Annotated in this window: 21 protein-coding genes and 1 pseudogene; 19 read left to right on the top strand and 3 right to left on the bottom strand. The window is 41.6% G+C overall.

Annotated elements, in window-relative coordinates; genetic code table 11:
* Window positions 1-203: 203 nt before the first annotated feature.
* Complete coding sequence (locus tag UF75_RS11040; protein ID WP_045574663.1) at window positions 204-839, top strand: hypothetical protein; 636 nt, start codon at window positions 204-206, stop codon at window positions 837-839.
* A gap of 241 nt (window positions 840-1,080) precedes the next feature.
* Window positions 1,081-1,269 carry a hypothetical protein gene (locus tag UF75_RS11035; protein ID WP_045574662.1) on the top strand — a complete coding sequence of 63 codons (189 nt, stop codon included), beginning with the start codon at window positions 1,081-1,083 and terminating at the stop codon, window positions 1,267-1,269.
* An 87-nt stretch (window positions 1,270-1,356) separates the two neighbouring features.
* Here UF75_RS11035 and UF75_RS11030 read toward each other — a convergent pair whose 3' ends face one another.
* The 3 genes from UF75_RS11030 to acs form a co-directional block, all read right to left on the bottom strand.
* Window positions 1,357-3,294, bottom strand: coding sequence for an acetate--CoA ligase (locus UF75_RS11030; RefSeq protein ID WP_045574661.1), 1,938 nt, complete (start codon window positions 3,292-3,294; stop codon window positions 1,357-1,359).
* A 43-nt stretch (window positions 3,295-3,337) separates the two neighbouring features.
* The gene (locus UF75_RS11025; RefSeq protein ID WP_045574660.1) at window positions 3,338-3,961 is read right to left on the bottom strand and encodes a GPR1/FUN34/YaaH family transporter; all 624 of its coding nucleotides are present in this window, start codon (window positions 3,959-3,961) and stop codon (window positions 3,338-3,340) included.
* 84 nt (window positions 3,962-4,045) lie between these two features.
* Window positions 4,046-5,998, bottom strand: a complete 1,953-nt coding sequence (acs, locus tag UF75_RS11020) for an acetate--CoA ligase (RefSeq protein WP_242860195.1) — start codon at window positions 5,996-5,998, stop codon at window positions 4,046-4,048.
* A 484-nt stretch (window positions 5,999-6,482) separates the two neighbouring features.
* On the opposite strand from acs, the gene UF75_RS30010 reads away from it, so the two are divergent.
* The 17 genes and pseudogenes from UF75_RS30010 to UF75_RS10940 all read left to right on the top strand — a co-directional run.
* Complete coding sequence (locus UF75_RS30010; RefSeq protein WP_045574658.1) at window positions 6,483-6,812, top strand: PrpR N-terminal domain-containing protein; 330 nt, start codon at window positions 6,483-6,485, stop codon at window positions 6,810-6,812.
* A complete protein-coding gene (locus UF75_RS11010; RefSeq protein ID WP_348983047.1) occupies window positions 6,802-8,355 on the top strand; it encodes a sigma 54-interacting transcriptional regulator in 1,554 nt (517 codons plus the stop codon). The genes UF75_RS30010 and UF75_RS11010 overlap by 11 nt, the downstream gene beginning before the upstream one ends.
* A 217-nt stretch (window positions 8,356-8,572) precedes the next feature.
* The gene (gene sucC, locus UF75_RS11005) at window positions 8,573-9,706 is read left to right on the top strand and encodes an ADP-forming succinate--CoA ligase subunit beta (protein ID WP_045574657.1); all 1,134 of its coding nucleotides are present in this window, start codon (window positions 8,573-8,575) and stop codon (window positions 9,704-9,706) included.
* Entirely contained in the window at window positions 9,690-10,580 is an 891-nt protein-coding gene (gene sucD, locus UF75_RS11000) for a succinate--CoA ligase subunit alpha (protein ID WP_045574656.1), read from the top strand. The genes sucC and sucD overlap by 17 nt, the downstream gene beginning before the upstream one ends.
* Window positions 10,573-12,249, top strand: coding sequence for a methylmalonyl-CoA mutase family protein (locus UF75_RS10995; RefSeq protein WP_045574655.1), 1,677 nt, complete (start codon window positions 10,573-10,575; stop codon window positions 12,247-12,249). The genes sucD and UF75_RS10995 overlap by 8 nt, the downstream gene beginning before the upstream one ends.
* A 14-nt stretch (window positions 12,250-12,263) precedes the next feature.
* Complete coding sequence (locus UF75_RS10990) at window positions 12,264-12,680, top strand: cobalamin B12-binding domain-containing protein (RefSeq protein WP_045574654.1); 417 nt, start codon at window positions 12,264-12,266, stop codon at window positions 12,678-12,680.
* Complete coding sequence (gene mce, locus UF75_RS10985; protein ID WP_045574653.1) at window positions 12,680-13,087, top strand: methylmalonyl-CoA epimerase; 408 nt, start codon at window positions 12,680-12,682, stop codon at window positions 13,085-13,087. The genes UF75_RS10990 and mce overlap by 1 nt, the downstream gene beginning before the upstream one ends.
* 119 nt (window positions 13,088-13,206) lie before the next feature.
* On the top strand, window positions 13,207-14,754 hold the full coding sequence (locus tag UF75_RS10980; RefSeq protein ID WP_045574652.1) for a carboxyl transferase domain-containing protein: 1,548 nt from the start codon (window positions 13,207-13,209) through the stop codon (window positions 14,752-14,754).
* Between the two features lie 28 nt (window positions 14,755-14,782).
* Window positions 14,783-15,115: an OadG family protein gene (locus UF75_RS10975; protein ID WP_045574651.1), complete on the top strand. Its 333-nt coding sequence runs from the start codon at window positions 14,783-14,785 to the stop codon at window positions 15,113-15,115.
* 28 nt (window positions 15,116-15,143) lie between these two features.
* A complete protein-coding gene (locus UF75_RS10970; protein WP_045574650.1) occupies window positions 15,144-15,524 on the top strand; it encodes a biotin/lipoyl-containing protein in 381 nt (126 codons plus the stop codon).
* 21 nt (window positions 15,525-15,545) lie between these two features.
* On the top strand, window positions 15,546-16,697 hold the full coding sequence (locus UF75_RS10965) for a sodium ion-translocating decarboxylase subunit beta (protein WP_045574649.1): 1,152 nt from the start codon (window positions 15,546-15,548) through the stop codon (window positions 16,695-16,697).
* A 125-nt stretch (window positions 16,698-16,822) separates the two neighbouring features.
* Window positions 16,823-17,176, top strand: a complete 354-nt coding sequence (locus UF75_RS10960) for a cupin domain-containing protein (protein WP_045574648.1) — start codon at window positions 16,823-16,825, stop codon at window positions 17,174-17,176.
* 274 nt (window positions 17,177-17,450) lie between these two features.
* Window positions 17,451-18,032, top strand: a pseudogene (locus tag UF75_RS31015) (TerD family protein); the annotation flags it as partial.
* Between the two features lie 177 nt (window positions 18,033-18,209).
* Window positions 18,210-18,836 (top strand): TerB family tellurite resistance protein, encoded by a 627-nt coding sequence (locus tag UF75_RS31010; protein ID WP_348983046.1) that lies wholly within the window; start codon window positions 18,210-18,212, stop codon window positions 18,834-18,836.
* A gap of 44 nt (window positions 18,837-18,880) precedes the next feature.
* Window positions 18,881-19,180: a hypothetical protein gene (locus UF75_RS10950; protein ID WP_045574646.1), complete on the top strand. Its 300-nt coding sequence runs from the start codon at window positions 18,881-18,883 to the stop codon at window positions 19,178-19,180.
* Window positions 19,181-19,378: 198 nt separating this feature from the next.
* Entirely contained in the window at window positions 19,379-19,717 is a 339-nt protein-coding gene (locus UF75_RS10945) for an arsenate reductase family protein (protein WP_045574645.1), read from the top strand.
* A 91-nt stretch (window positions 19,718-19,808) separates the two neighbouring features.
* Window positions 19,809-21,469 (top strand): YceG family protein (locus tag UF75_RS10940; RefSeq protein ID WP_045574644.1); only part of this gene is annotated, 1,661 nt, incomplete at its 3' end.

Below are 21,469 nucleotides of genomic sequence, written 5' to 3'. Positions count from 1 at the left end.
TAAGGATATTTGACATTTGCTGTGGATGTAGCATTTGCTACATCCTTTAAATATGTTAACTGCTAAAGGCTTGAATACAGCGGGTTTTAGGATTGGCACGCTTTTTGCTATATAAGAATTATATCACACAAGCAAAGGCGGGGAGACATCTTTTTTACTCCCTTGGCAAATGAGTGATAGAGGCACTGAAAGGTGGAATTAGTTTGTCCAGCTTAGTACTTAATAAAAATTATTCGCCTTTAGTTGATAGATGGAATACAGAATCTGGAGATAAATCTTATCCTATTTGGCTGTTACTTAATCCCAAATATCCCGCTGTTATCTACGATATTTGGAATCCTATCTTATATGAGATTCAGGACAAGGTATATCGTAAACTGCATGCAAGGATTGATACTAAAAATATCTATATAAAAAATGCAGTTAGCAATATTGGTATAGAACCTAACCGCTCAAATGGGTGGGCAGAAGAAGTATCTAAAGAAATCGTAATGTTAAGGGAAAGCGTCCTCGAACATCAGCCCAAAATTATAATTACTTTTGGTACCATCACAAGTGAATTTGTAAGACGTGTCTTCGAAAAGAGACCTGAAATAGGGCCGCAGTATTGGAGTACTACAAACTTAGACCATGAATTTGAACGATCAATTGCAAACTTTGATGTAAACCAAACTAACATGATCCCCTTACTTCGTCGAATAATGAAGAAAAGTAAGCTGATTGATGACCGCAATTATTTTAGTTGGGAAGACAACGAAAATTACTTTCGTGAAGTTGGAACAAAGATTGCCGAGAGAATCATTGAGAACAGAGATAGTCTGAAAATATGGATTGAATAAATATATTTCCTTCCATTTCCTCCTATTGATACTAGGATTGCGCTTTAAATCATTGTAATATAATATTTTAAACAGTCAACGGAATGATTTTCTAGGGGTGTAGAGGGGCATTATGTTTATAGTTGATAAAGAAGCTATGAAATTTATCGAAAGTAGATCTGTGTCTTTAGTAATTGACATGGTGTTACAACCATCATTAGGGGGATGAGCTTGTTCAAGTGAACACATAACTGGTAGTTATGTGCCAAAAATCTTTATTCGGGAGCCACTTGCAAACGAAAAAATTAGATTCCAAGTTATTGAAATAGGCACAATAAAAATATTTTATTCTTCAAGACTTACTATTAAAGACGGTCATCCGGGGATTAAAATTAAACTCAAGAAACTATTATTCTATAAATGGTTAGAGTTAGAAGGGCAAACGGAATAATGAGGGAATAATTTAGTGTTGAAATTTGTAAAGTGACAATGGCCCTGAAGAAAGAGGAGCTTTCTTCAGGGCCATTGTTATAAATGATTACATCATTTTCCCAATTGCTTCCCGGATTTCATCAACTGAGGATTCTTCCTCGATGGTCGATAGATCTCCTAGTTGGTCACCGGACAATAGTGTACGCATGATGCGACGCATAATTTTTCCGCTTCTGGTTTTAGGCAGGCATTTAATAAATTCAATATCGCGCATTACGACTATTGAACCCATTGTATTTCGGACGTGCATGGTTAACTCCAGCTTTAACTCTTCAGACGGTTCATAACCCTGGCGTAAGACAACAAAGGCACAGGCAACTTCGCCTCTTAATTCATCAGGTACACCGCAGACGCCGGTTTCGACGACCGCCAAATGAGAAATTAACGCGTTTTCCACTTCGATGGTTCCGATACGGTGTGATGCAATTTTCATTACTTCATCAGATCGACCGGCGAATGATATATAACCGTCTTCATCAATGGAAGCAGCATCTCCGCAAAAGTAAGAACCTTTAGTAGCTGGAGTCTTTTCCCAATATTGCTCCCGATAATTATCATTATCCTGCCATAAAGTTGAAGTAAGTCCGGGGAAGGGGCGTTTGATAACGACAACGCCTTTTTCGCCGGGGGCTACGGGCTCTCCAGTCTTCTCATCCACCACCGCCGCTACTACTCCTGGTACTGCAATTCCAACCGAGCCTGGTTTGATCGGAAACATACCCAAGCCATATGGGTTAGCAAATATCGGGCCGGAAGTTTCAGTTTGCCACATATGGTCCATAACCGGAATGCGGTTTTCAAAAATGTCTTCTTGCAACCACTTCCAAGCGGGTGGATTCAGTACTTCACCAGCCACGAAAATGCGCTGAATTGAACTTAGATCGTGTTTACGGGGCTGGACGTCGCCGAGACGCATCAAGCCACGTACACCGGTAGGGGAGAGCCATAGCGCGGTAGCCTTGTTCCTTTCCGCCACGTCCCACCACATATCTTTACGGGGATAATCAGGCGCGCCGTCATATATAACGGAGGTACAGCCACTCAGTAACGGACCGTAGACATTAAAACTGTGGCCGACAATCCAACCAATATCCGAGGTGCAAAACCAGACATCGTTTTCGTTCAGCCCATAAATCCATTTGCCCATAGAATATACATACATTTGGTAGCCACCGTGTTTTTGTACGGTAACCTTTGGTTTGGCCGTGGTACCAGAAGTAGGCAGCAAAAAGAGAGGCTCATTTGATTCCATTAGCTCGGGAGCAGAACTGTGTCCTTCAGCTCCAGCCAAAAATTCCTCCCAAAGTATATCCCTTCCCGGCTGCAGGTTTGGATGATTGCTCTTGTTAAGGACTACTACTTTTTTAATTTGTCCGTGAGGGCATAAAGCTAAACCATCATCTACCATTTTTTTGAGGTCAATGGGCCTACCGCGTCGTGAGCCTTGATCTTGAACGAGCATATACTTTGCGCCGGATATGGTCACTCTATCTGAAATAGCCACGGGAGAAAAACCTGCAAAAATCACCACGTGAATGGCGCCGACTCGAGCACACGCCAACATTGCAGCCACTGATTGGATGCTCGTAGGCATATATATACAAACACGGTCACCTTTTTGTACGCCCATACCTCTGATGGCCGCCGCATAACTTTTAACCAAGTGTAGTAGCTGGGCATATGTGATTGATTCGGTCTTGTCGGTTTCTCCTGATTCAAAAACCAAAGCTGCCTTGCCACCACGCCCGCGCTCAACGTTATAGTCTAAACAGTTATAAGAAATGTTGGTCATGCCACCTTCAAACCATTTAAAATTAGGATAGTCCCAACTAAATACTTTATCCCATTTTTTAAACCAGTGAATCTCGCTAGCTGCATCTAAGGCTGCTTTTTCCCAGAATCCTTCAACATCTTCTTCCGCCCATTTAATGAAACGACTGACGTGTGGCGGGATTAACCCCGTACCTGCCTTAACTCCGCACATAACACTGACTCCTTTCAAGGGTATATAACCTTACAATTATTTTTCATGCGCTATGTGATATTCCTTTTGGAACAGTAACCCCGCGTGGCCCGACTGGCAGCACTGTTCTTCCATATAACGGATTTAAAATTCCAGCTGCCGAGGTATACCATGCGCAAGCTGCAGTAATCAACCCAAAGATACCGCCCGGAACACTTGAGATATAACCGAATTCAGCAAGGTCTAATAAAATAAAACAAATCATTAAAAAAGAAAATACTGAGAGTAAAGCATTATTTAATCTAAACGTTCCTATCCACATGTAGAAACTGAAGATGGTAAACCCTATCAGGTATAACCCTATCGCGGCATGCGCAGAAGCACCAAAGTTTAGTATTTTGAGTGTCTCTAAAATAACTAATGTGGCTAAGCCCATCCAAAATGCGCCATAAGTGGTGAAGGCAACAGCACCAAAGGTATTGTTCTTTTTAAATTCCCACATACCAGCTAGGATTTGGGCTAAACCTCCATAAAACAAGGCTAAGGGAACAAACAGGGCACCGAGCTCCGCAGGAACAAAGTGAGCGTTTGACATGCTCAGAATGAAAGTAGTGAGTGCGAAACCTGCTAAACCAAGTGGTCCAGGGTCAGCAATTGCACTTTCTCGGATCTCCATTACCTCTGCCATATTAGCTACTCCCCCTTTTTTTAGTTTAAGATAACTTCTCTTGAGTTCCCCTCAGTCTTTAGAACCTGTTATAAAGCTATTTGACTATTCTTCTTCATTATATTTTCTTTTCAAAAAATCAAGTACGGCTGCGTCCGCCAAGGTCGAAACATCCCCCAAGGCACGCCCCTCAGCAATATCCCGGAGAAGACGCCTCATAATTTTGCCACTTCTGGTTTTAGGTAATTCTGCAGTGAAGAAAATATCATCAGGGCGAGCAATGGCTCCGATTTTCTTGCCAACATGTTGCTTTAGCTCATCTACTAGTCCATCCATAACCTTAAAGCCTTCTTTTAAAGTTACAAAGCAGACAATAGCTTGACCTTTAACTTCATGATCTTTTCCGATACAGGCTGCTTCAGCCACTAACGGATAGTCTACCAAGGAACTCTCGACTTCTGCAGTTCCAATGCGATGGCCAGAAACATTGATAACGTCGTCGACACGACCTAATAGCCAGAAATAACCTTCTTCATCCCACTTTGCCCCGTCACCCGTAAAATAAATTTCCTTCCAGTTGCTCCAATAGGTACTAACGTAGCGATCTGGGTCGTTGTATACTGTTCTAAGCATTGCTGGCCATGGTTCACGAACGACTAACAATCCCCCGCTTCCTTTGGGAACAGGGTTGCCTGCTTGGTCAACAATTTCCACCTTAACGCCCGGGAAAGGTACCGTACAAGAGCCGGGTTTGGTTTCCGTTATCCCTGGCAAAGGTGTCATCATAATCATACCTGTTTCTGTTTGCCACCAAGTATCAACTATTGGACAACGTTCCCCGCCGATGTATTTGTGATACCAGATCCAAGCTTCTGGATTTATGGGTTCACCGACAGTACCTAATAATCTTAAACTGGAAAGATCCCTTCCCTGCGGGTAACTTGGTCCCCACTTCATAAACGTCCTAATAGCGGTGGGCGCGGTATAGAGAATGGTAACGCCATATTTCTCGATAATCTCCCAATTGCGGTCTTTGGCAGGATAATCGGGAGTACCCTCATACATTAATACCGTAGCACCGTTGGCTAAAGGACCGTAAACAATATAACTATGACCTGTAATCCAACCAACATCGGCGGTACACCAATAAACATCCTCTTCTTTAAGATCAAAAACCCAATCGTGAGTTGTCGAAACACCCACCATATAGCCACCTGTTGTATGGACTACCCCTTTAGGTTTACCCGTTGTTCCACTCGTATATAAAATGAAAAGTACGTCCTCGGCGTCCATTGGTTCGACAGGACAAGTTAACTGAGCATTTTTCATAGCATCGTGATACCAGATATCCCGGCCTTCTTGCATAGCCACTTTGTTGTCTGTACGTTTAACAACCACAACATGTTCAATGCAATTGACACCTTCTAGAGCTATATCGGCATTAGACTTTAGCGGAACAATATTTCCTTTGCGGAAACTACCGTCGGAAGTAATCAATACTTTCGCTTGAGCATCCTCTATTCTGTTTCTCAATGATTCAGCACTGAAACCACCGAATATTACGCTATGTGGAGCTCCGATACGTGCACAAGCAAGCATTGCAATAGCGGCTTCTGGAATCATGGGAAGATAAATTGTTACCCGATCCCCTTTTTTTATTCCCATGGATTTTAAAACATTGGCAAATTGAGACACTTCACGATACAAATCTTGATAGGTGAGAACCCGGCTATCTCCATTTTCGCCCTCAAATAGGATAGCTGCTTTATTACGACGCCAAGATTTAAGGTGACGATCCAGACAATTATAGGCAGCATTCAATTTACCACCTACAAACCATTGGGCAAAGGGTGGTTCCCAATCTAAAACTTTGGTCCATGGTTCAATCCACGTTAATCGTTCTGATTGCTTTGCCCAGAATCCTATTCTATCTTCAGATGACTCGTTGTAAAGATCAGGTGTTTTGACATTTGCATTATTCCGGAATTCTTCTGACGGCTCAAAATGTCGATTTTCTTGTAATAGAGCTTCCAGTTCCAGTTCTTTAGTTACCATCATTCACCCTCCATTTTTTTGTTCTTGTAATGGGAATCGTAATTTAGAACAAAAGATTAGTATCTATGAAATGAATGGCTTTGTTTATCACCTCCCTAGAGAAGTTAATTTGTTTGTAATAATATTTCTATTATAGCAAATAATATAACGAATATTCTATATTTTCAATATATTACAAAAATATTTTTTAAATAGTTCCTGAACTGTTAAATTTAGGAATACGGCTGATTGATGAATCTTAAGGATGAGTTACCTAACGGCTAGATTACTACTAGTGCATAGATTTCTGATAGTGCTAATAGGGTTAATATCGGATTAGGATATTATTTATTTATAACAAATGAATTCATTGCAGGACATCTATCAATATTGCCGAAATATTCTATTATCATAGAGAACAAAATTACATATTTAAAATGAGGGGCAAAATATTTAGCTTTTAACCATAAAATTATTCTATTGTGAATCAAAAGAAGGGAGTTCATTTATGCAGGAGGGATCTAAAAATGAACCTACTATTGCAGTATTTAGCTATCACGCTTTAACCTCGTTTATCAATCAACTTAATTATAAAGCACCTCATCCAGTCCGCATTTTAGTGATTGACTGTATGTTAAAAGATGTCCTGGAAAAGGCCGGGAACATGGAAAAGAACGGGGAAGCTGATGTTTTCCTTTCCGCTGGAGGAACCGCTAAACTACTCTCTGGTAACCTAGCAAACCCATTAGTGGAGATTAAAGTAACTGGATTCGACATTCTAGCTGCACTGAGGGAAGCCAAAAAAATATTCAGATACCGTCGGTCTAATCTCATATGAAAGTAAAATCCCTAATCTAGAAAACCTATCTGGATTGCTGAATATTACAATTAAACAATTTACATATCAACATATTAGTGATATTGAAGAGACTTTGAACCAACTTCAGAATGAAGGGGTGAAGGTTGTCATTGGGGGAAGCTTTCTTCAGGAAGTAATCAGCAACAAAGGGATCAAGGGAATCTTTATTTACTCATCAGACGGCGTGACAAGGGCCTTAGATACTGCGGTCCAAATCGCTTTTTCAAAGAAAGTTGAGGCTAGAAAAGCGGAGGAACTACGGACAATTTTAGCTTTTTCGTATGAAGGTATCATAGCGGTTGACAGAAACGGTCTAATCACAGTCATTAATCCAAGTGCAGAAAAAATTATTGGTACCTCTCAACACAAAGTCCTAGGTCAATCGATTGCAGGTGTTTTCCCCACTGCCAAGCTTACTAAAGTTATGCAAAGTCGCAGACCAGAGCTCAACCAGATTGAGTCGATCGGGGATAGTCAAATTGTCATCAATCGTATACCAATTTTGGTCAATGCGGAAGTAATGGGAGCTGTGGCAACGTTCCAAAATATTGGGATCATCCAAGAAGTCGAGGAAAAGATTCGTAAAAGTCTATATCAAAAAGGTTTTGTGGCCAAGACATTTATAAAAGATATTATAGGTACCAGTGACCAGATCCAAAAGGCTAAACGCGAAGCTTTTCTCTATGCTAAAAACTCTTCTTCGGTGCTAATTACGGGTGAGTCCGGAACTGGAAAGGAACTTTTTGCCCAAGGTATTCATAATGCCGGTATCCGATTTCGCCGTCCGTTTGTCACCATAAACTGCGCAGCTATTCCTGACAACTTACTGGAAAGTGAGCTTTTTGGGTATGAAGAAGGGGCCTTCACGGGAGCCAAAAAGGGTGGGAAACCGGGATTGTTTGAACTAGCCCATGAAGGAACCGTATTTTTGGACGAAATTGGTGAACTTTCCATGTCTCTACAATCCCGTCTGTTAAGGGTCTTAGAAGAACACGAGGTTCTGCGGATTGGAGGGGACCATATACGTTCAGTAAACATCCAAGTGATATCTGCCACCAACAAAGATCTCTGGGAAATGACTGAAAAAGGTTACTTTCGTAAGGATTTGTATTATAGGCTGAACGTCTTAGAACTTCGTCTCCCTCCTCTGCGAGTTCGCAAAACAGATATTCCTTTACTCGTTAAAAAGTTTCTCTCGGAAACGTGTCATGATCTTACAGCAAACGAAATCGAAGGAATTTCCCAACACCCTATATTCGGAGATTATAACTGGCCCGGTAATATCCGGGAACTAAGAAATATAATTGAGCGATTCGCGGCACTCTATAAAAATGAAGAGTATGAGGATTTACTGTTATCGTTATTCGAAAGGCTTACTCCCTCTAAACTTTGTTCAGTTGAACAAGAAGAATTTAACCGTGTTTTAAATAGCGTGCAAGGAAATAAAACCGAGGCGGCCAAAAAACTTGGAATTAGCCGCACGACGCTCTGGAGAAAATTGAAAGGGAACACTTTTGGCTAATTCGTGGAGTGATGGTTTAAACGAAGGAAACTTTGAAACAGCTGAAACGCTTGTGCGACATTGTTGTAACATTATGTTTCAATCAATATAAAAGAGTTTTACGCAAAAGAGGCGGAATGATGCTATTCCGCCTCTTTTGCGTAAAACTTGAGATTGGCATAAATCTTGCTATATATTACTGATAATTCTGAATAGTTAGAGAAAGGAGTTTGTCGGTTTGAAACTTTACGAGTACATGGCTAAAGAGATTTTTAGACGGAATGGAATTCCTGTCCCGATGGGGGCTGTTTTTACCGGGGTTGATGGTGTGGCCGCTTTTCAAGAAAAAACAGGGTCGGTGGCGATTAAATCCCAAGTCCTCTCTGGAGGGCGCGGTAAGGCGGGGGGCATAAAATTTGCCACAGAACCTCAGGATGCCATTTCTAAAGTACAAGAATTACTAGCCTCAAAGATTAAAGGATGCCAAGTGGAGACGGTTTTGATTGAAGAAAAGGTCACTATAGAACGGGAATTGTATCTTGCAATCACCGTTGATGGATCAAAAAGACAAATTGTTCTGTTGGCCTCCGTTGCTGGCGGGATGGATATTGAACAAGTGCCGGAGGAACAGGTTATTAAACGTTTTATCGATATCACGATTGGTCTCCAGCCGTATGCTACCCGTGAAATTACACGTCAAATGGGCTTGAAGGGTCGGGAAGCTAAGCAAACTGAGGAGGTTATGCTGAAACTCTACCAGGTTTTTCGCAAGTACGATGCTGAATTAGTCGAGATTAACCCCTTAGTCGTGACTCCCTCGCAAGTCTTGGCTGCGGATGGCAAGATGACCGTTGACGATGAAGCCGCCTATCGTTTCTTACCAGAGGTTCCCTATGTCGAAGAAAAGACAGCTGTGGAAAAGAAAGCTGATGATTTAGGAATATCTTATGTTGAACTCGATGGAGAGGTTGGAGTCATGGCTAACGGTGCCGGGATTACAATGGCCACGCTTGACTTGCTCCAACACTTTGGATCGAGTGCGCGTAACTTTATGGATGCCGGAGGCGGATCTAGTGAGAAAGCCACGGCAGCAGCCTTGGAAATCTTACTCTCCACGAATCCTAAGGCTCTCTTGATTAATATTTTCGGGGGAATAACTCGGTGTGATGATGTAGCACGCGCTTTTGTGCAAGTAAAGAAGGCTCTTGATCTTAAATTGCCGGTAGTTATTCGCTTAGTAGGCACAAACGAGGATTTAGGCACCGCAATTTTACGGGAACAAGGCATAGAATCCTTCAAGAGTGTCGAAGAAGCAGTAACCAAAGTAATCTCGTTACTGAAGGGAGGAGGAACTGATGTCCATAATTCTTAATCAAACCACCAGAATTATTGTGCAAGGAATTACCGGAACCCAGGGTCAATTTCATACCGGGCAGATGATAGCCTTTGGAAGCAAGATTGTAGGAGGGGTATCCCCTGGCAAGGGCGGACAGGAAGTTCACGGAGTCCCAGTTTATGATACCGTTGAAGAAGCAATGCTTAAGCAACAAGTGGATGCTTCCGTAATTTTTGTCCCAGCCAAGCTTGTCAAAGATTGTGCCCTGGAGGCCTTAGAAGCGGGGATTAAAACATTAGTTATTGTAACTGAACACGTACCCTTACATGACACCTTAGAAATTATGGCGTACGCCGAAAAGCAAAAGGCAGAAATTGTAGGCCCAAATACGTATGGTCTGATTTCACCGGGTCAATGCAAGATTGGAATTATGCCTAATAACATTTTCATGCCGGGTGAGGTGGGTGTCGTGGCCCGCAGCGGGACTCTAAGCTACGAAATCGTCTATCAATTGACCGGAGCAGGAGTCGGTCAATCAAGCGTGGTAGGCCTGGGCGGGGATCGAGTCGTTGGTATGTCCTTCATTCAAGTTTTAGAAAAGTTTGAGGCAGATCCTGCTACTAAAGCTGTAGTTTTAGTCGGTGAAATCGGAGGAAATGCAGAAGAAAAAGCGGCCGACTATATTAAGGGCATGACTAAACCTGTCGTTGCCTTTTTAGCTGGCAAAAGTGCCCCTCCCGGTAAACGAATGGGGCATGCCGGAGCAATTATTGAACGGGGTAAGGGAACCTTTAAGAGTAAAGTTGAAGCGCTAACAGCTGCTGGTGTCAGTGTGGCGAACTTGCCATGGGAGGTTGGCCCTCTTGTCAAGCAAGCGTTAGCACAGGGGAGTGAAAAAGTCTATGGATAAGGATAAGGAGTTAGAAAAAATTGCCCAAGAAAAGGGCCTTTGGGAAAACAAACATTTTAGTGGAAAACCATCTAAATCGTCAGAAAAGCAGGGGGAAGGCGTCGATTCAGAGGTTGAGTTTCAGAGGCTTTATACGCCGGATAACCTAAATCTTGACTATTTATCCGATTTGAGCTTTCCAGGAGAATTCCCGTTTACTCGTGGTGTTCAACCCGACATGTACCGGGGTAGGTTCTGGACTATGCGTCAATATGCCGGCTTTGGAACTGCGCAAGAAACGAACTCCAGATTTATTTATCTCCTTAAACAAGGGCAAACTGGCCTCAGTATTGCTTTCGATTTGGTGACCCAAATTGGTTATAACTCCGACGACCCTCTTGCCTTAGGAGAAGTAGGTAAGGTCGGGGTTGCTATCGATTCCTTAGCTGACATGGAAGCGCTCTTTAAGGATATTCCATTAGATAAGGTTAGTACCTCAATGACGATCAATGCCCCCGCTGCTATACTCTTAGCTATGTATATTGTGGTTGCTGAAAAGCAGGGAGTAGACCCTTCTAAGTTATCCGGAACGATTCAAAATGACATCTTAAAAGAATATATGGCTAGAGGAACCTATATTTTCCCACCGGTACCCTCAATGCGTCTCATAACCGATACGTTTAAATATTGTGCCGAGAATCTTCCAAACTGGAACACGATTAGTATCAGTGGATATCATATTCGCGAAGCTGGTTCGAATGCGGTTCAGGAGGTGGCTTTTACCCTAGCGGACGGAATCGCCTATGTCCAGGCTGCCCTTGACGTCGGGTTAGAAATTGATAAATTTGCGCCTCGTCTCTCCTTTTTCTTTAATGCTCATTCCAATTTCCTGGAGGAAGTCGCCAAGTTTAGAGCTGCCCGCAGAGTATGGGCCAAGATTATGAAAGACAGGTTTAAGGCTAAGAACCCCAAATCACTGATGATGCGTTTTCATACCCAGACAGCAGGGTGCACGTTGACGGCCCAACAACCTGAGGTGAATATTATGCGGGTGGCCTTTCAGGCACTCAGTGCAGTGCTGGGTGGCACTCAATCATTGCATACCAACGCCTGGGATGAGGCCTTAGCTTTGCCAAGTCAAGAATCTGCTCTTCTCGCTTTACGAACCCAACAAACCATTGCCTACGAAACTGGGGTTACAGGTACAGTGGACCCCTTAGGCGGTTCTTATGCCATAGAAAAATTAACAGAGGACTTAGAACAGGCCGTTTGGGCCTACCTCGAGAAGATTGACGAATTAGGAGGCGCAGTTCGAGCCATTGAACTCGGTTTTCAACAAAAGGAAATCCAGACTAGTGCTTATCGCTATCAAATGGATATTGAAAATCAAACTAGAGTTATTGTCGGGATTAATAAATTTCAGAAGACACAAGAAGATCCACCAAAAGGATTACTCAAGATAAATCCGAAAGTCGAGCAAGAACAAAAACAGAAATTAGCAGCAGTCTACCGAAAAAGAAATCAAGCAGAGGTGGAGACCGGTCTCCTTCGGTTGGAAAAAGCCGCAGAAAGTACGGAAAACTTGATGCCCTATCTTCTGGACTGTGTCCGGAATTACACAACGTTGGGTGAAATCTGCGACGTATTAAGAAAAGTATTTGGAGAATACAGGCAAGAGAACACCTTTTAACAGGAGGAGTCGTCATGGAAAAAGGACAACGTATTCGGGTCTTAATCGGTAAAGTCGGTTTGGACGGTCACGATCGCGGGGCTAAAGTTATTGCTCAGGCGTTGAGGGATGCCGGTATGGAAGTTATATATACAGGTTTACGGCAAACCCCAGAGCAAATCGTCGAAGCAGCGATTCAAGAGGATGTTCAAATCATTGGAATTAGCATCTTATCCGGAGCTCATACTTATCTACTACCGAGAATCATCGAGCTTCTAACCCGGGAGGGAGCGCAAGATATCCAAGTGATCGCTGGAGGGGTTATTCCCGAAGACGACAAAACTCTTTTAAAGGAAGCTGGAGTAGCAGAAATATTCGGAACGGGAACTTCAACGCGGGATATTGTGAAGTTCATAAAACAACTTCATTTAGAAGGAGGTTTGCAAGAATAATGTTCAATGTTTTGAAACTAGATCATATCGGCATCGCCGTAAAAGACATGGAAGTGGCCAAAAGGTTTTATACTGAAACGTTGGGTATGAAGGCGCAAGGAGAAGAAATAGTTGAACAGCAAAAAGTTAAAGTTTGCTTCATTCCTAGCGGTGATAGTGAAATAGAACTTCTTGAATCTACTTCGCCGGAGGGACCAATTGCCAAGTTCATTGAAAAGAATGGCGAAGGGATTCAGCACATCGCTTTCAGAGTCGATAATATTGAAAACGCTTTAGCTGACCTCAAGGCCAAAGGAGTCCGACTGATCGACGAAGTGCCACGCTATGGCGCTGGAGGTGCAAGCATTGCCTTTATCCACCCCAAAGCAACGGGTGGTATTTTGCTTGAACTATCACAGCGTAGCTAAATAGCATATAATTACAATTCATTGTTATTCAAGTCAACAATATTGAGGAAAATTACTGGAGTTTAATACACTCATAGAACTCGTTCAGCGCCAAAGCTAAGCTAGAGGAGGCAGGAACTTTGGATATTTACGATAAACTTAATGAACTAACAGCCCTCAAAGAGGCAACAGAACTCGGGGGTGGCGCCCAGCGTATCAATAAGCAACATGAAAACGGGAAAATGACAGCGCGGGAGCGCATCGAGGTACTCCTTGACGACGATAGTTTTATTGAGACAGATACCTTTATTAGAGGAGAAATGAGCGATTTTACAAAAGCTGACGTCGTCAATCTAGGGGAAGGTGTCGTTACGGGCTATGGCACAATTAATGGTCGCCTGGTTTATCTGTTTTCCCAAGACTTTACCGTTTTCGGTGGGGCTTTAGGGGAACTTCATTCACGGAAAATTTGCAAAATCATGGATCTCGCTCTAAAAAATGGAGCTCCTGTTATCGGAATAAATGACTCAGGAGGCGCGCGTATCCAAGAGGGTGTTAGTGCATTATCCGCTTACGGGGACATTTTTTATCGCAATACCTTAGCCTCAGGGGTTATCCCACAAATCTCGGTTATCATGGGGCCCTGTGCCGGTGGCGCTGTCTATTCTCCAGCCATTACCGATTTTATCTTCATGGTTGAAAAGACCAGCCAAATGTTTATTACCGGTCCCCAAGTCATTAAATCGGTGACAGGGGAGCAGGTAACCACTGAGGAACTAGGAGGGGCTATGGCCCATAATCATACTAGCGGTGTAGCCCAATTCCTTGGCCATTCGGAAACAGAAACTTTGGACATGGTAAGGCATTTATTAACATTCCTACCTCAAAACAACCTCGATAAATCTCCTGTGTTTGAGGACTCGCCACCTGAAACAGAAGGTGACGAACTGCTGGACGTGGTACCGATGGAACCCAATAAGCAATACGATGTCAGGAATGTCCTCAGTCTACTAGTCGATGACGGTGACTTCTTTGAAGTTCATCAACATTTTGCTCAAAATATTGTAACCTGTTTTGCTCGTTTTGAGGGAATGTCTGTTGGAATTATTGCTAATCAGCCTGCCTATTTAGCTGGGTGCCTGGACATTGATGCTTCTGATAAACTATCCCGCTTTGTACGTTTTTGTGATTGCTTTAATATTCCTTTGGTAACCTTCGTAGATGTTCCTGGCTTTATGCCGGGGGTTGAACAAGAACACCGTGGAATTATCCGTCACGGAGCTAAAATCCTTTATGCTTATTCAGAGGCTACTGTTCCCAAAATCACGATTATTCTACGTAAGGCTTACGGTGGGGCTTACGTCGCCATGTGCAGCCGATCGTTAGGCGCAGATGTTGCGGTAGCTTGGCCGACTGCTGAAATTGCAGTTATGGGACCGGACGGTGCCGCCAATATTATCTTCCGCGACGAAATTATGAAGGCTGAAGACCCTAAGGCTACCATGAAACAAAGGACCGCCGAATACAGAGAAAAGTTTGCAAACCCTTATATTGCCAGCGCTAAGGGTTTGATCGACAATGTTATAGACCCGCGTGATACCCGAAAAATAATTATTAAAAGTCTTAAAATGCTGAGTTCCAAGCGAGAATCCCAACCAAGTAAGAAGCATGGCAATATACCTTATTAGCCTATCTTGGAAAATTGGAGGATGAAGAATGACAATTGCTGACAAATTGCTTCTGGGTATAAGTACTACAGTGAATGGAATGGGAATTGTTTTTATTGTCCTTATTGTATTATGGGCAATTATTGTAGCACAATCAAAGCTAATAAGCGTTATCTCGGAGCGGTATAAGAAACCTCAAACTATTGATTTATCTGTAAATATGGAAAAAGTCGATATTGGAAGTGAAGGTATAACTTCCGGTGAGTCGATAGTTCCTGGCGTAGTTGATGATGAGACACAGGCTGTAATTATGGCAGTCGTCAGCAATTGCGCAAATATTCCTTTAAGCAGGCTTCAATTTAAGTCAATCAAGGCGCTTTAGATATTACTACAATACATTGGAGGTTGAAATGATGAAATACAATGTAACAGTTAACGGAAAGAAATTCGAAGTAGAGGTAGAAAAGGTTATTGAATCGAAAGATGGTGCCAAGAGCCCTAGTAAGCATGTCGTGGAAGCATCGGTAAATCCTCCAAAGAAATACTGGGAGGCGCCCTCTTCCGAAGCAAGCAATGATGGAGAAAAGGTACTGTCGCCCATGCCGGGAACAATTACTAATATAAGCATAACTGAGGGAGAAAAAGTAGAAAAAGGACAAGTGTTATGTATCCTTGAAGCTATGAAAATGGAAAATGAGATTATGGCACCTCGGGATGCTGTTGTCTCTAAGATTTTAGTAGCCAGTGGTAAACCTGTTAAAACGGGAGATGCACTGATTTTACTCAAATAGTCGTTGAAAGGGGGTGTTATGATGTCATTTGTTACGGAATTCTTTAAAGCGGTTACTGATATTTTGGCAACATCCGGATATCCAGCAATAACCTTAGGAAACATTATTATGGTGTGTGTCTCCTTTTTGCTGGTTTACCTTGCCATCAATAAAGGTTTCGAGCCTTTACTGCTTCTGCCGATCGCTTTTGGTATGTTTGTAGTAAACTTACCCCTTACAGGGCTGATGAATCCTCCGCAGGGTGGTGCAACGGGGGGGCTTTTCTATTATTTGTTTCAGGGTGTACAATTTGAAATTTTTCCTCCGCTCATTTTCTTAGGTGTTGGAGCAATGACGGATTTTGGGCCGTTGATAGCAAGGCCTTCTTGCTTATTACTAGGAGCAGGTGCCCAATTTGGAGTATATTTTGCGTTTATTTGTGCTCTTTTGCTTGGCTTTACTCCCCAAGAGGCAGCATCGATTGGAATTATCGGTGGAGCTGACGGTCCTACTTCCATATTTCTGGCATCCAAGTTGGCACCTCATATGCTCGGTCCTATAGCAGTTGCGGCCTATTCATATATGGCGCTTGTACCGCTTATTCAGCCTCCAATTATGAGGCTTATGACGACGAAAAAAGAACGAATGATAAAAATGGACCAAATGAGAGAGGTATCAAAGTTTGAGCGAATTGCGTTTGCGTTGGTCGTAACAATCATCGTAGCCTTACTTCTTCCTCCGATCGCCTCGCTGATCGCAATGTTGATGCTTGGCAATGTATTCAAGGAGAGTGGGGTTGTTCAGAGGCTTTCTGGCACTGCTGAGAATGAACTCATTAATATAGTAACTATTTTTCTCGGTTTGACCGTGGGTGCGACGGCAAGTGCAGATATTTTCTTAAGACCGGAAACGCTCAAACTGATAGCGCTGGGTTTGGTAGCCTTTGCCTTTAGTACCTTTGGCGGGTTGCTCATCGCGAAAATCATGAACGTAGCGTACGGAGGGAAAATAAATCCGCTGATTGGTTCTGCAGGAGTTTCTGCAGTACCTATGGCTGCAAGAGTCAGCCAGGTGATTGGTCAAAGGGAAAATCCTGCAAATTACTTGCTTATGCATGCCATGGGGCCTAATGTCGCAGGAGTTATTGGAACTGCTGTTGCTGCAGGGGTTCTTTTGACTCTCTTTGGTCATTAGAAAAACTTAAAACCTCACGAGCGAATCATTAACTCCCGCTTGCTCTAATTCCTCTGGTGTTAGAATTTTTTTTCCTCTGAATTATGATATAATTTTTAAAAATTCTATTATGAAGGAGCAAAAAAATGATAAAACATTTAGGGGAATTAAGGAAAGATACAATTTTTGGATTCCGTGGTGGGAAAGGTGAAATGCAGATGACACACTTTCTTGAGGTAGAAAAGGACGAATTTAATGGCAAGGGTCGGTTATTTGCGAAAAATGTTTTAAAACCTGGCACTTCCATTGGTCTGCACGAACACGTTGGAGATTCTGAAACATATGTCATTCTAAGTGGAGAAGGTCTAGTCAATGATAATGGAAACCAAAAGCTAGTTAAGCCTGGAGATGTGATCATTACTAGAAACGGAGAAAAACACTCTATCGAAAATACCGGAACCTTTGACTTGGAAATCCTTGCCTTGATTTTATTCGATTAGGAAGCTAAACTAGCAAATTTTATAAGCCCTCTACCAAACTAAACAGCTCGTCGAAGGATATGCTTTTCCTTCCGAGCTGTTTTATAGTTATTTTTGTTTTGTCTTAATTTTTTTATAACTTACTCTTCAGAATGAACGTAATTGAAGTTATTTGGATTTAGTTGATTATCCGTAGAGAGGTGATATAATTCCCTTGTTAAGGAAATAATTTAAGGTGAATAGTGTTTTTGGCTTATATCCGGAAGCTCTGAAATACTGGGAAAGGTAGGATTGAATAATGGCGGTAAGACTTAGTAAAGGTCAGAAAATTGACCTCACGAAAAGCAATCCGAACATAAAGGAAATTATCGTTGGATTAGGATGGAGTTCGAACCAAGCATCAAGTAACTATAGCTTTGACTTAGATGCGTCGGCTTTTTTAATGGGATCAAACGGTAAAGTGAAAGACGAAAATGATCTAGTCTTTTACAATAATCCCTCTGGTGGTCAGGGCTCGGTAAAGCACAGTGGAGATAACAAAAAAGGCTCCGGAGAGGGTGATGACGAGCAGATTCACATAAATCTCTTGGCAGTGCCCAGCTATATCGAAAGGATTGCCTTTACAATTACCATTAATGATGCACAAATGAAACGGCAGAGTTTTGGAGATATCAGAGATGCCTATGTGCGTATTTTGAATGCCAGCACGAACGAATTACTTCTAAAATACGAGCTTGGGCAGGAATTTTCTGTGGAAACGGCTATTGTCGCTGCAGAAATATATCGACATTCTGGAGAATGGAAATTCAACGCGATTGGTAGCGGGTTCCAAGGTGGTTTAGCTGCTCTCTGTGGCAATTTCGGATTGGAGGTAGAGGAAGAACAATCTTCAGGTGCCAATAATTCTAGTTACGGAAACACAAGAAATAATAGCTTTGGAAATTCTGGACCAAGCACCTCAACCGTACCTTATAACTCACAGTCCTTTGGACAAGCTAGTTCCCAGTCCTTTGGTCAAGCGAATTACAGTAGTCCTTCATCAAATCAAGGTGGCATGGCCTGTCCACGTTGTAATTCGACGCAGGTGACTGCTGGTAAAAAAGGGTTTGGGATTGGCAAGGCTGCAATCGGTGGTATTTTGCTAGGACCTGTAGGATTATTGGCTGGATTTATTGGAAGCAAAAATATGGAATTTGCTTGCTTAACTTGTAAAGAACGGTGGAATTCTTCAAGCAACACGAATACTGCTGAGTGGCTACAAAAGCAAACCGAAAGTGCTCGTAATATTGTCAACAAATATATGGGAAAAGATCTTACAGAAGCCTTGGTCGCAGGTAGTGCTTTGGTAGCTATAGCTGATGGGGTTATCGATCAAGCGGAGAGGGAAAAGCTTATAGATTATTTCCGCACAAGTCAGGAAATGCGTGGAATTAATATTAATGAAGTAGATTCTCGATTTAATTACTTTGTCCAGCGAATTCAGAGTGATCGTATTCTAGGTAAAGCGGAAGCTTTGAGGGCGGTCGGAAAATTAGCGAGTAAACAAGATGCTGCACGTTTGGTCGTTCGTCTGTGTTGTGCAATCGGTTTTGCCGACGGGGAATTTGCTCCAGTGGAAAAGCAAGTGGTGGAGGAGATTTGTCGCGAGGTTCACTTGGACTCAAGAGAATTTATCTTTTAGGATAATCGACGCCACTGGTCACTGCAGTTCATATTGCTTCAGATATGGTAAGAGCCGAAAAACTACGAAAACACTGGAACGAGAACAATATTGGTATTGAGCTTCAAATTATCGAGTCCCCTTATAGGGCGGTTGTCCAAGATATTATAAAGTATGTAGATGAAGTAGAGTCTGATCCGCGCTGGACGTCGATTACGGTTGTTATTCCTGAATATGTACCTAATAAACTATTTCAAAATTTCTTTCATAACCAGACCGGACAATTACTTAAGTTAATGTTGCTTATTGGCAAAAATATTTATGTAACGAGCATTCCTTATCATCCAAAAGTTAATAAACAATAATTTGCTATCTTGATTTAATGGTTACGCCAAAAGCCTGCTCTTGCAGGCTTTTGGGTTATTTAACTATGGAATTAATTCAAATTACGATTTCATGAAGGTATTAAATATCTTTCTGTAGAATAAGAGGATTGTTTACGTATTAACAAAAACGAACCGTGCTATAATCTAAGAGATAGTTTATTTGAGGAGATTAAGCGGATGAATATACAGATTTTTGGTATCAAAAAATGTTTTGATACCAAAAAGGCAGAACGTTATTTTAAAGAACGAAAAATCAACTATCAATTTATGGATTTGACGATGCTTGGATTGAGCAAAGGAGAATTACAAAGTGTCAAGGTTGCTGTAGGATTAAAGAATCTAATGAATAATCAAGCTAAGGATTATAAGAGATTAAATATGGATCGCATTATCTCTGCAAATCTTCAAGAAGAAATTCTCATAAATAACCCAAGTCTTTATAAAACTCCCATAGTACGCAATGGTAAACAGGCAACGGTGGGATATGAACCAAGGGTCTGGGATTCTTGGGAATAATGATGATTAGTTTTGTTAAAAGGAGTGAGATCGTACGGAAAGGAATGAGAGGGTAACATTTATTAAAGACTCAGACAATATTTTTCAGGATATGCTATCTCCTCTGAAAGAAAGGGGTACGATCCCATACGTTTATTTCTACCGCATTATTGGGTGCGAGGACGAGAGACGGTACCAACTTGAGATCACTAAGTTAGATGAGCAATTAAAATCTATCGGGAATTATTGTTGTTTTGACAGAACGATCCCCTTAACTACAGACCCATTATTAATTGAACGAGCCAGAAAATTATTTGAACCTGTTCCCTTAAAGGATTTTAGTAACGGAGCACTTCTGAATGTCTTAGAAACACAGGGCTACTTTTCGTTAACTTCAGATAACCAAGTTCATCGAAAAATTAAAGAAGCGTTTGGTATCATGCTCAATCTATTTATGACGAATGAGGAAACGGTTAATTTAAGTATTATGCTTAATTTTAGTACTAAAGTTTTACTGTGGTTCGGCCATTATAGTAAACTTATTAATAAAAAATCAGCTTATAATCCGAAAATCATTTATTGGGGAAGTCCTAAGAAACATGAGATATATTTTTTAATTCTTATGTCTCTTGTGGGGTTTGATGTACTTGTACTCAATACTTCCTTCAATGATTTATTTGAGAAAGTCGATAAGAACAATGAATTTTCTTTAGTCATTAGAAAAACAAAAGACCTGCCTATAGGCCAATTCCCTGTGGAAAGATCTAAGGAAACACCGCAAACCATGATGCCTTCTTCTAAGCGGGAAAGCATCGAAGGTTACACTCCAATACAATTAAAGAATCGGTTTGATAGTTTAATTAAAGATCCTAGGATTGAGGTAAAATTGAAGAAATCGGATGGGATCCTTGAAGATTTATTAGTACCCTTGAACCAACGAAGCGGCTTTATTGGGGAACCCTATCCAATTATTCCGGCTTATTTTGTGCGCTATATTGGGGTGCCTAGTACTTCGGATGATTGGCAAGCGGAATATTACAATCGTCTTTACAATCTCGACCAAGGATTTCAGAGATTCCACTACGTTAAATTTCTAGAGAGTATCCCAGCACCGAAAGCTGAAGAAAGTGCTATGATACCCCAAAGACTTCATAGCGCTACGTCTGAGAACTGGATTGAAATTATTGAGCAGATTCTTCAGGCCGCAATACTACCTCAATCCTATGGTAAGCTCCTCAATAATACGATCCTAAAATCATTTGTTGAGACAGTAAATCTTTACGTCGAGAAAAATCTTACTCTTAATATATCCGTCTTCTTGAATTTTTCGTTAAAGATTGTAAGCTGGTTTAATCGGTATCTTCCAAGTTTATTTGAACCCTGTAGTGGGAGCCATCCTTTTTATCTGGAAGGGTCACCTGTACATAATCCCAAGATTCTTTTCTATGGTCCGATCAAATCTCATGAAATCTATCTGCTTTATGCTTTCCATAAGATGGGCTGTGATGTTCTGTTTATTCACTCTAATCAAGAGGGAGACAAACCTTTTCAAATCTTCGATCCAGGTAATCTTTTAACCTATCCGCTTATAGATAATCATAATTTGCCCCTTGCTCCTTTTCCTAATCAAGAACAATTGATTCGCAAAAGCACCATTGCTTATAATGCCTCCAAAGAAATTGAGGAAGTAATTTATAATGAAGAGGTGGGCCTTTTTAAACCATGGCAATTTGAAAAGTATCTAACTCATCCTATTACTCTTAAGACCACCTA

The sequence above is a fragment of the Desulfosporosinus sp. I2 genome, assembly GCF_000960765.1.
In the GTDB taxonomy this organism is placed as follows: Bacteria; Bacillota; Desulfitobacteriia; order Desulfitobacteriales; family Desulfitobacteriaceae; genus Desulfosporosinus.
This window is presented reverse-complemented; position numbering and strand designations above follow the sequence as displayed.

Excerpts from the sequence above, each read along its gene's own strand:
- UF75_RS11030 (WP_045574661.1), bottom strand. The coding sequence starts at position 3,294 with ATGTGCGGAGTTAAGGCAGGTACGGGGTTAATCCCGCCACACGTCAGT.
- UF75_RS11025 (WP_045574660.1), bottom strand. The coding sequence starts at position 3,961 with ATGGCAGAGGTAATGGAGATCCGAGAAAGTGCAATTGCTGACCCTGGA.
- acs (WP_242860195.1), bottom strand. The coding sequence starts at position 5,998 with ATGATGGTAACTAAAGAACTGGAACTGGAAGCTCTATTACAAGAAAAT.
- UF75_RS30010 (WP_045574658.1), top strand. The coding sequence starts at position 6,483 with ATGCAGGAGGGATCTAAAAATGAACCTACTATTGCAGTATTTAGCTAT.
- sucD (WP_045574656.1), top strand. The coding sequence starts at position 9,690 with ATGTCCATAATTCTTAATCAAACCACCAGAATTATTGTGCAAGGAATT.
- UF75_RS10995 (WP_045574655.1), top strand. The coding sequence starts at position 10,573 with ATGGATAAGGATAAGGAGTTAGAAAAAATTGCCCAAGAAAAGGGCCTT.
- UF75_RS10990 (WP_045574654.1), top strand. The coding sequence starts at position 12,264 with ATGGAAAAAGGACAACGTATTCGGGTCTTAATCGGTAAAGTCGGTTTG.
- mce (WP_045574653.1), top strand. The coding sequence starts at position 12,680 with ATGTTCAATGTTTTGAAACTAGATCATATCGGCATCGCCGTAAAAGAC.
- UF75_RS10975 (WP_045574651.1), top strand. The coding sequence starts at position 14,783 with ATGACAATTGCTGACAAATTGCTTCTGGGTATAAGTACTACAGTGAAT.
- UF75_RS10970 (WP_045574650.1), top strand. The coding sequence starts at position 15,144 with ATGATGAAATACAATGTAACAGTTAACGGAAAGAAATTCGAAGTAGAG.
- UF75_RS10965 (WP_045574649.1), top strand. The coding sequence starts at position 15,546 with ATGTCATTTGTTACGGAATTCTTTAAAGCGGTTACTGATATTTTGGCA.
- UF75_RS10960 (WP_045574648.1), top strand. The coding sequence starts at position 16,823 with ATGATAAAACATTTAGGGGAATTAAGGAAAGATACAATTTTTGGATTC.
- UF75_RS31010 (WP_348983046.1), top strand. The coding sequence starts at position 18,210 with ATGGCCTGTCCACGTTGTAATTCGACGCAGGTGACTGCTGGTAAAAAA.
- UF75_RS10950 (WP_045574646.1), top strand. The coding sequence starts at position 18,881 with ATGGTAAGAGCCGAAAAACTACGAAAACACTGGAACGAGAACAATATT.
- UF75_RS10945 (WP_045574645.1), top strand. The coding sequence starts at position 19,379 with ATGAATATACAGATTTTTGGTATCAAAAAATGTTTTGATACCAAAAAG.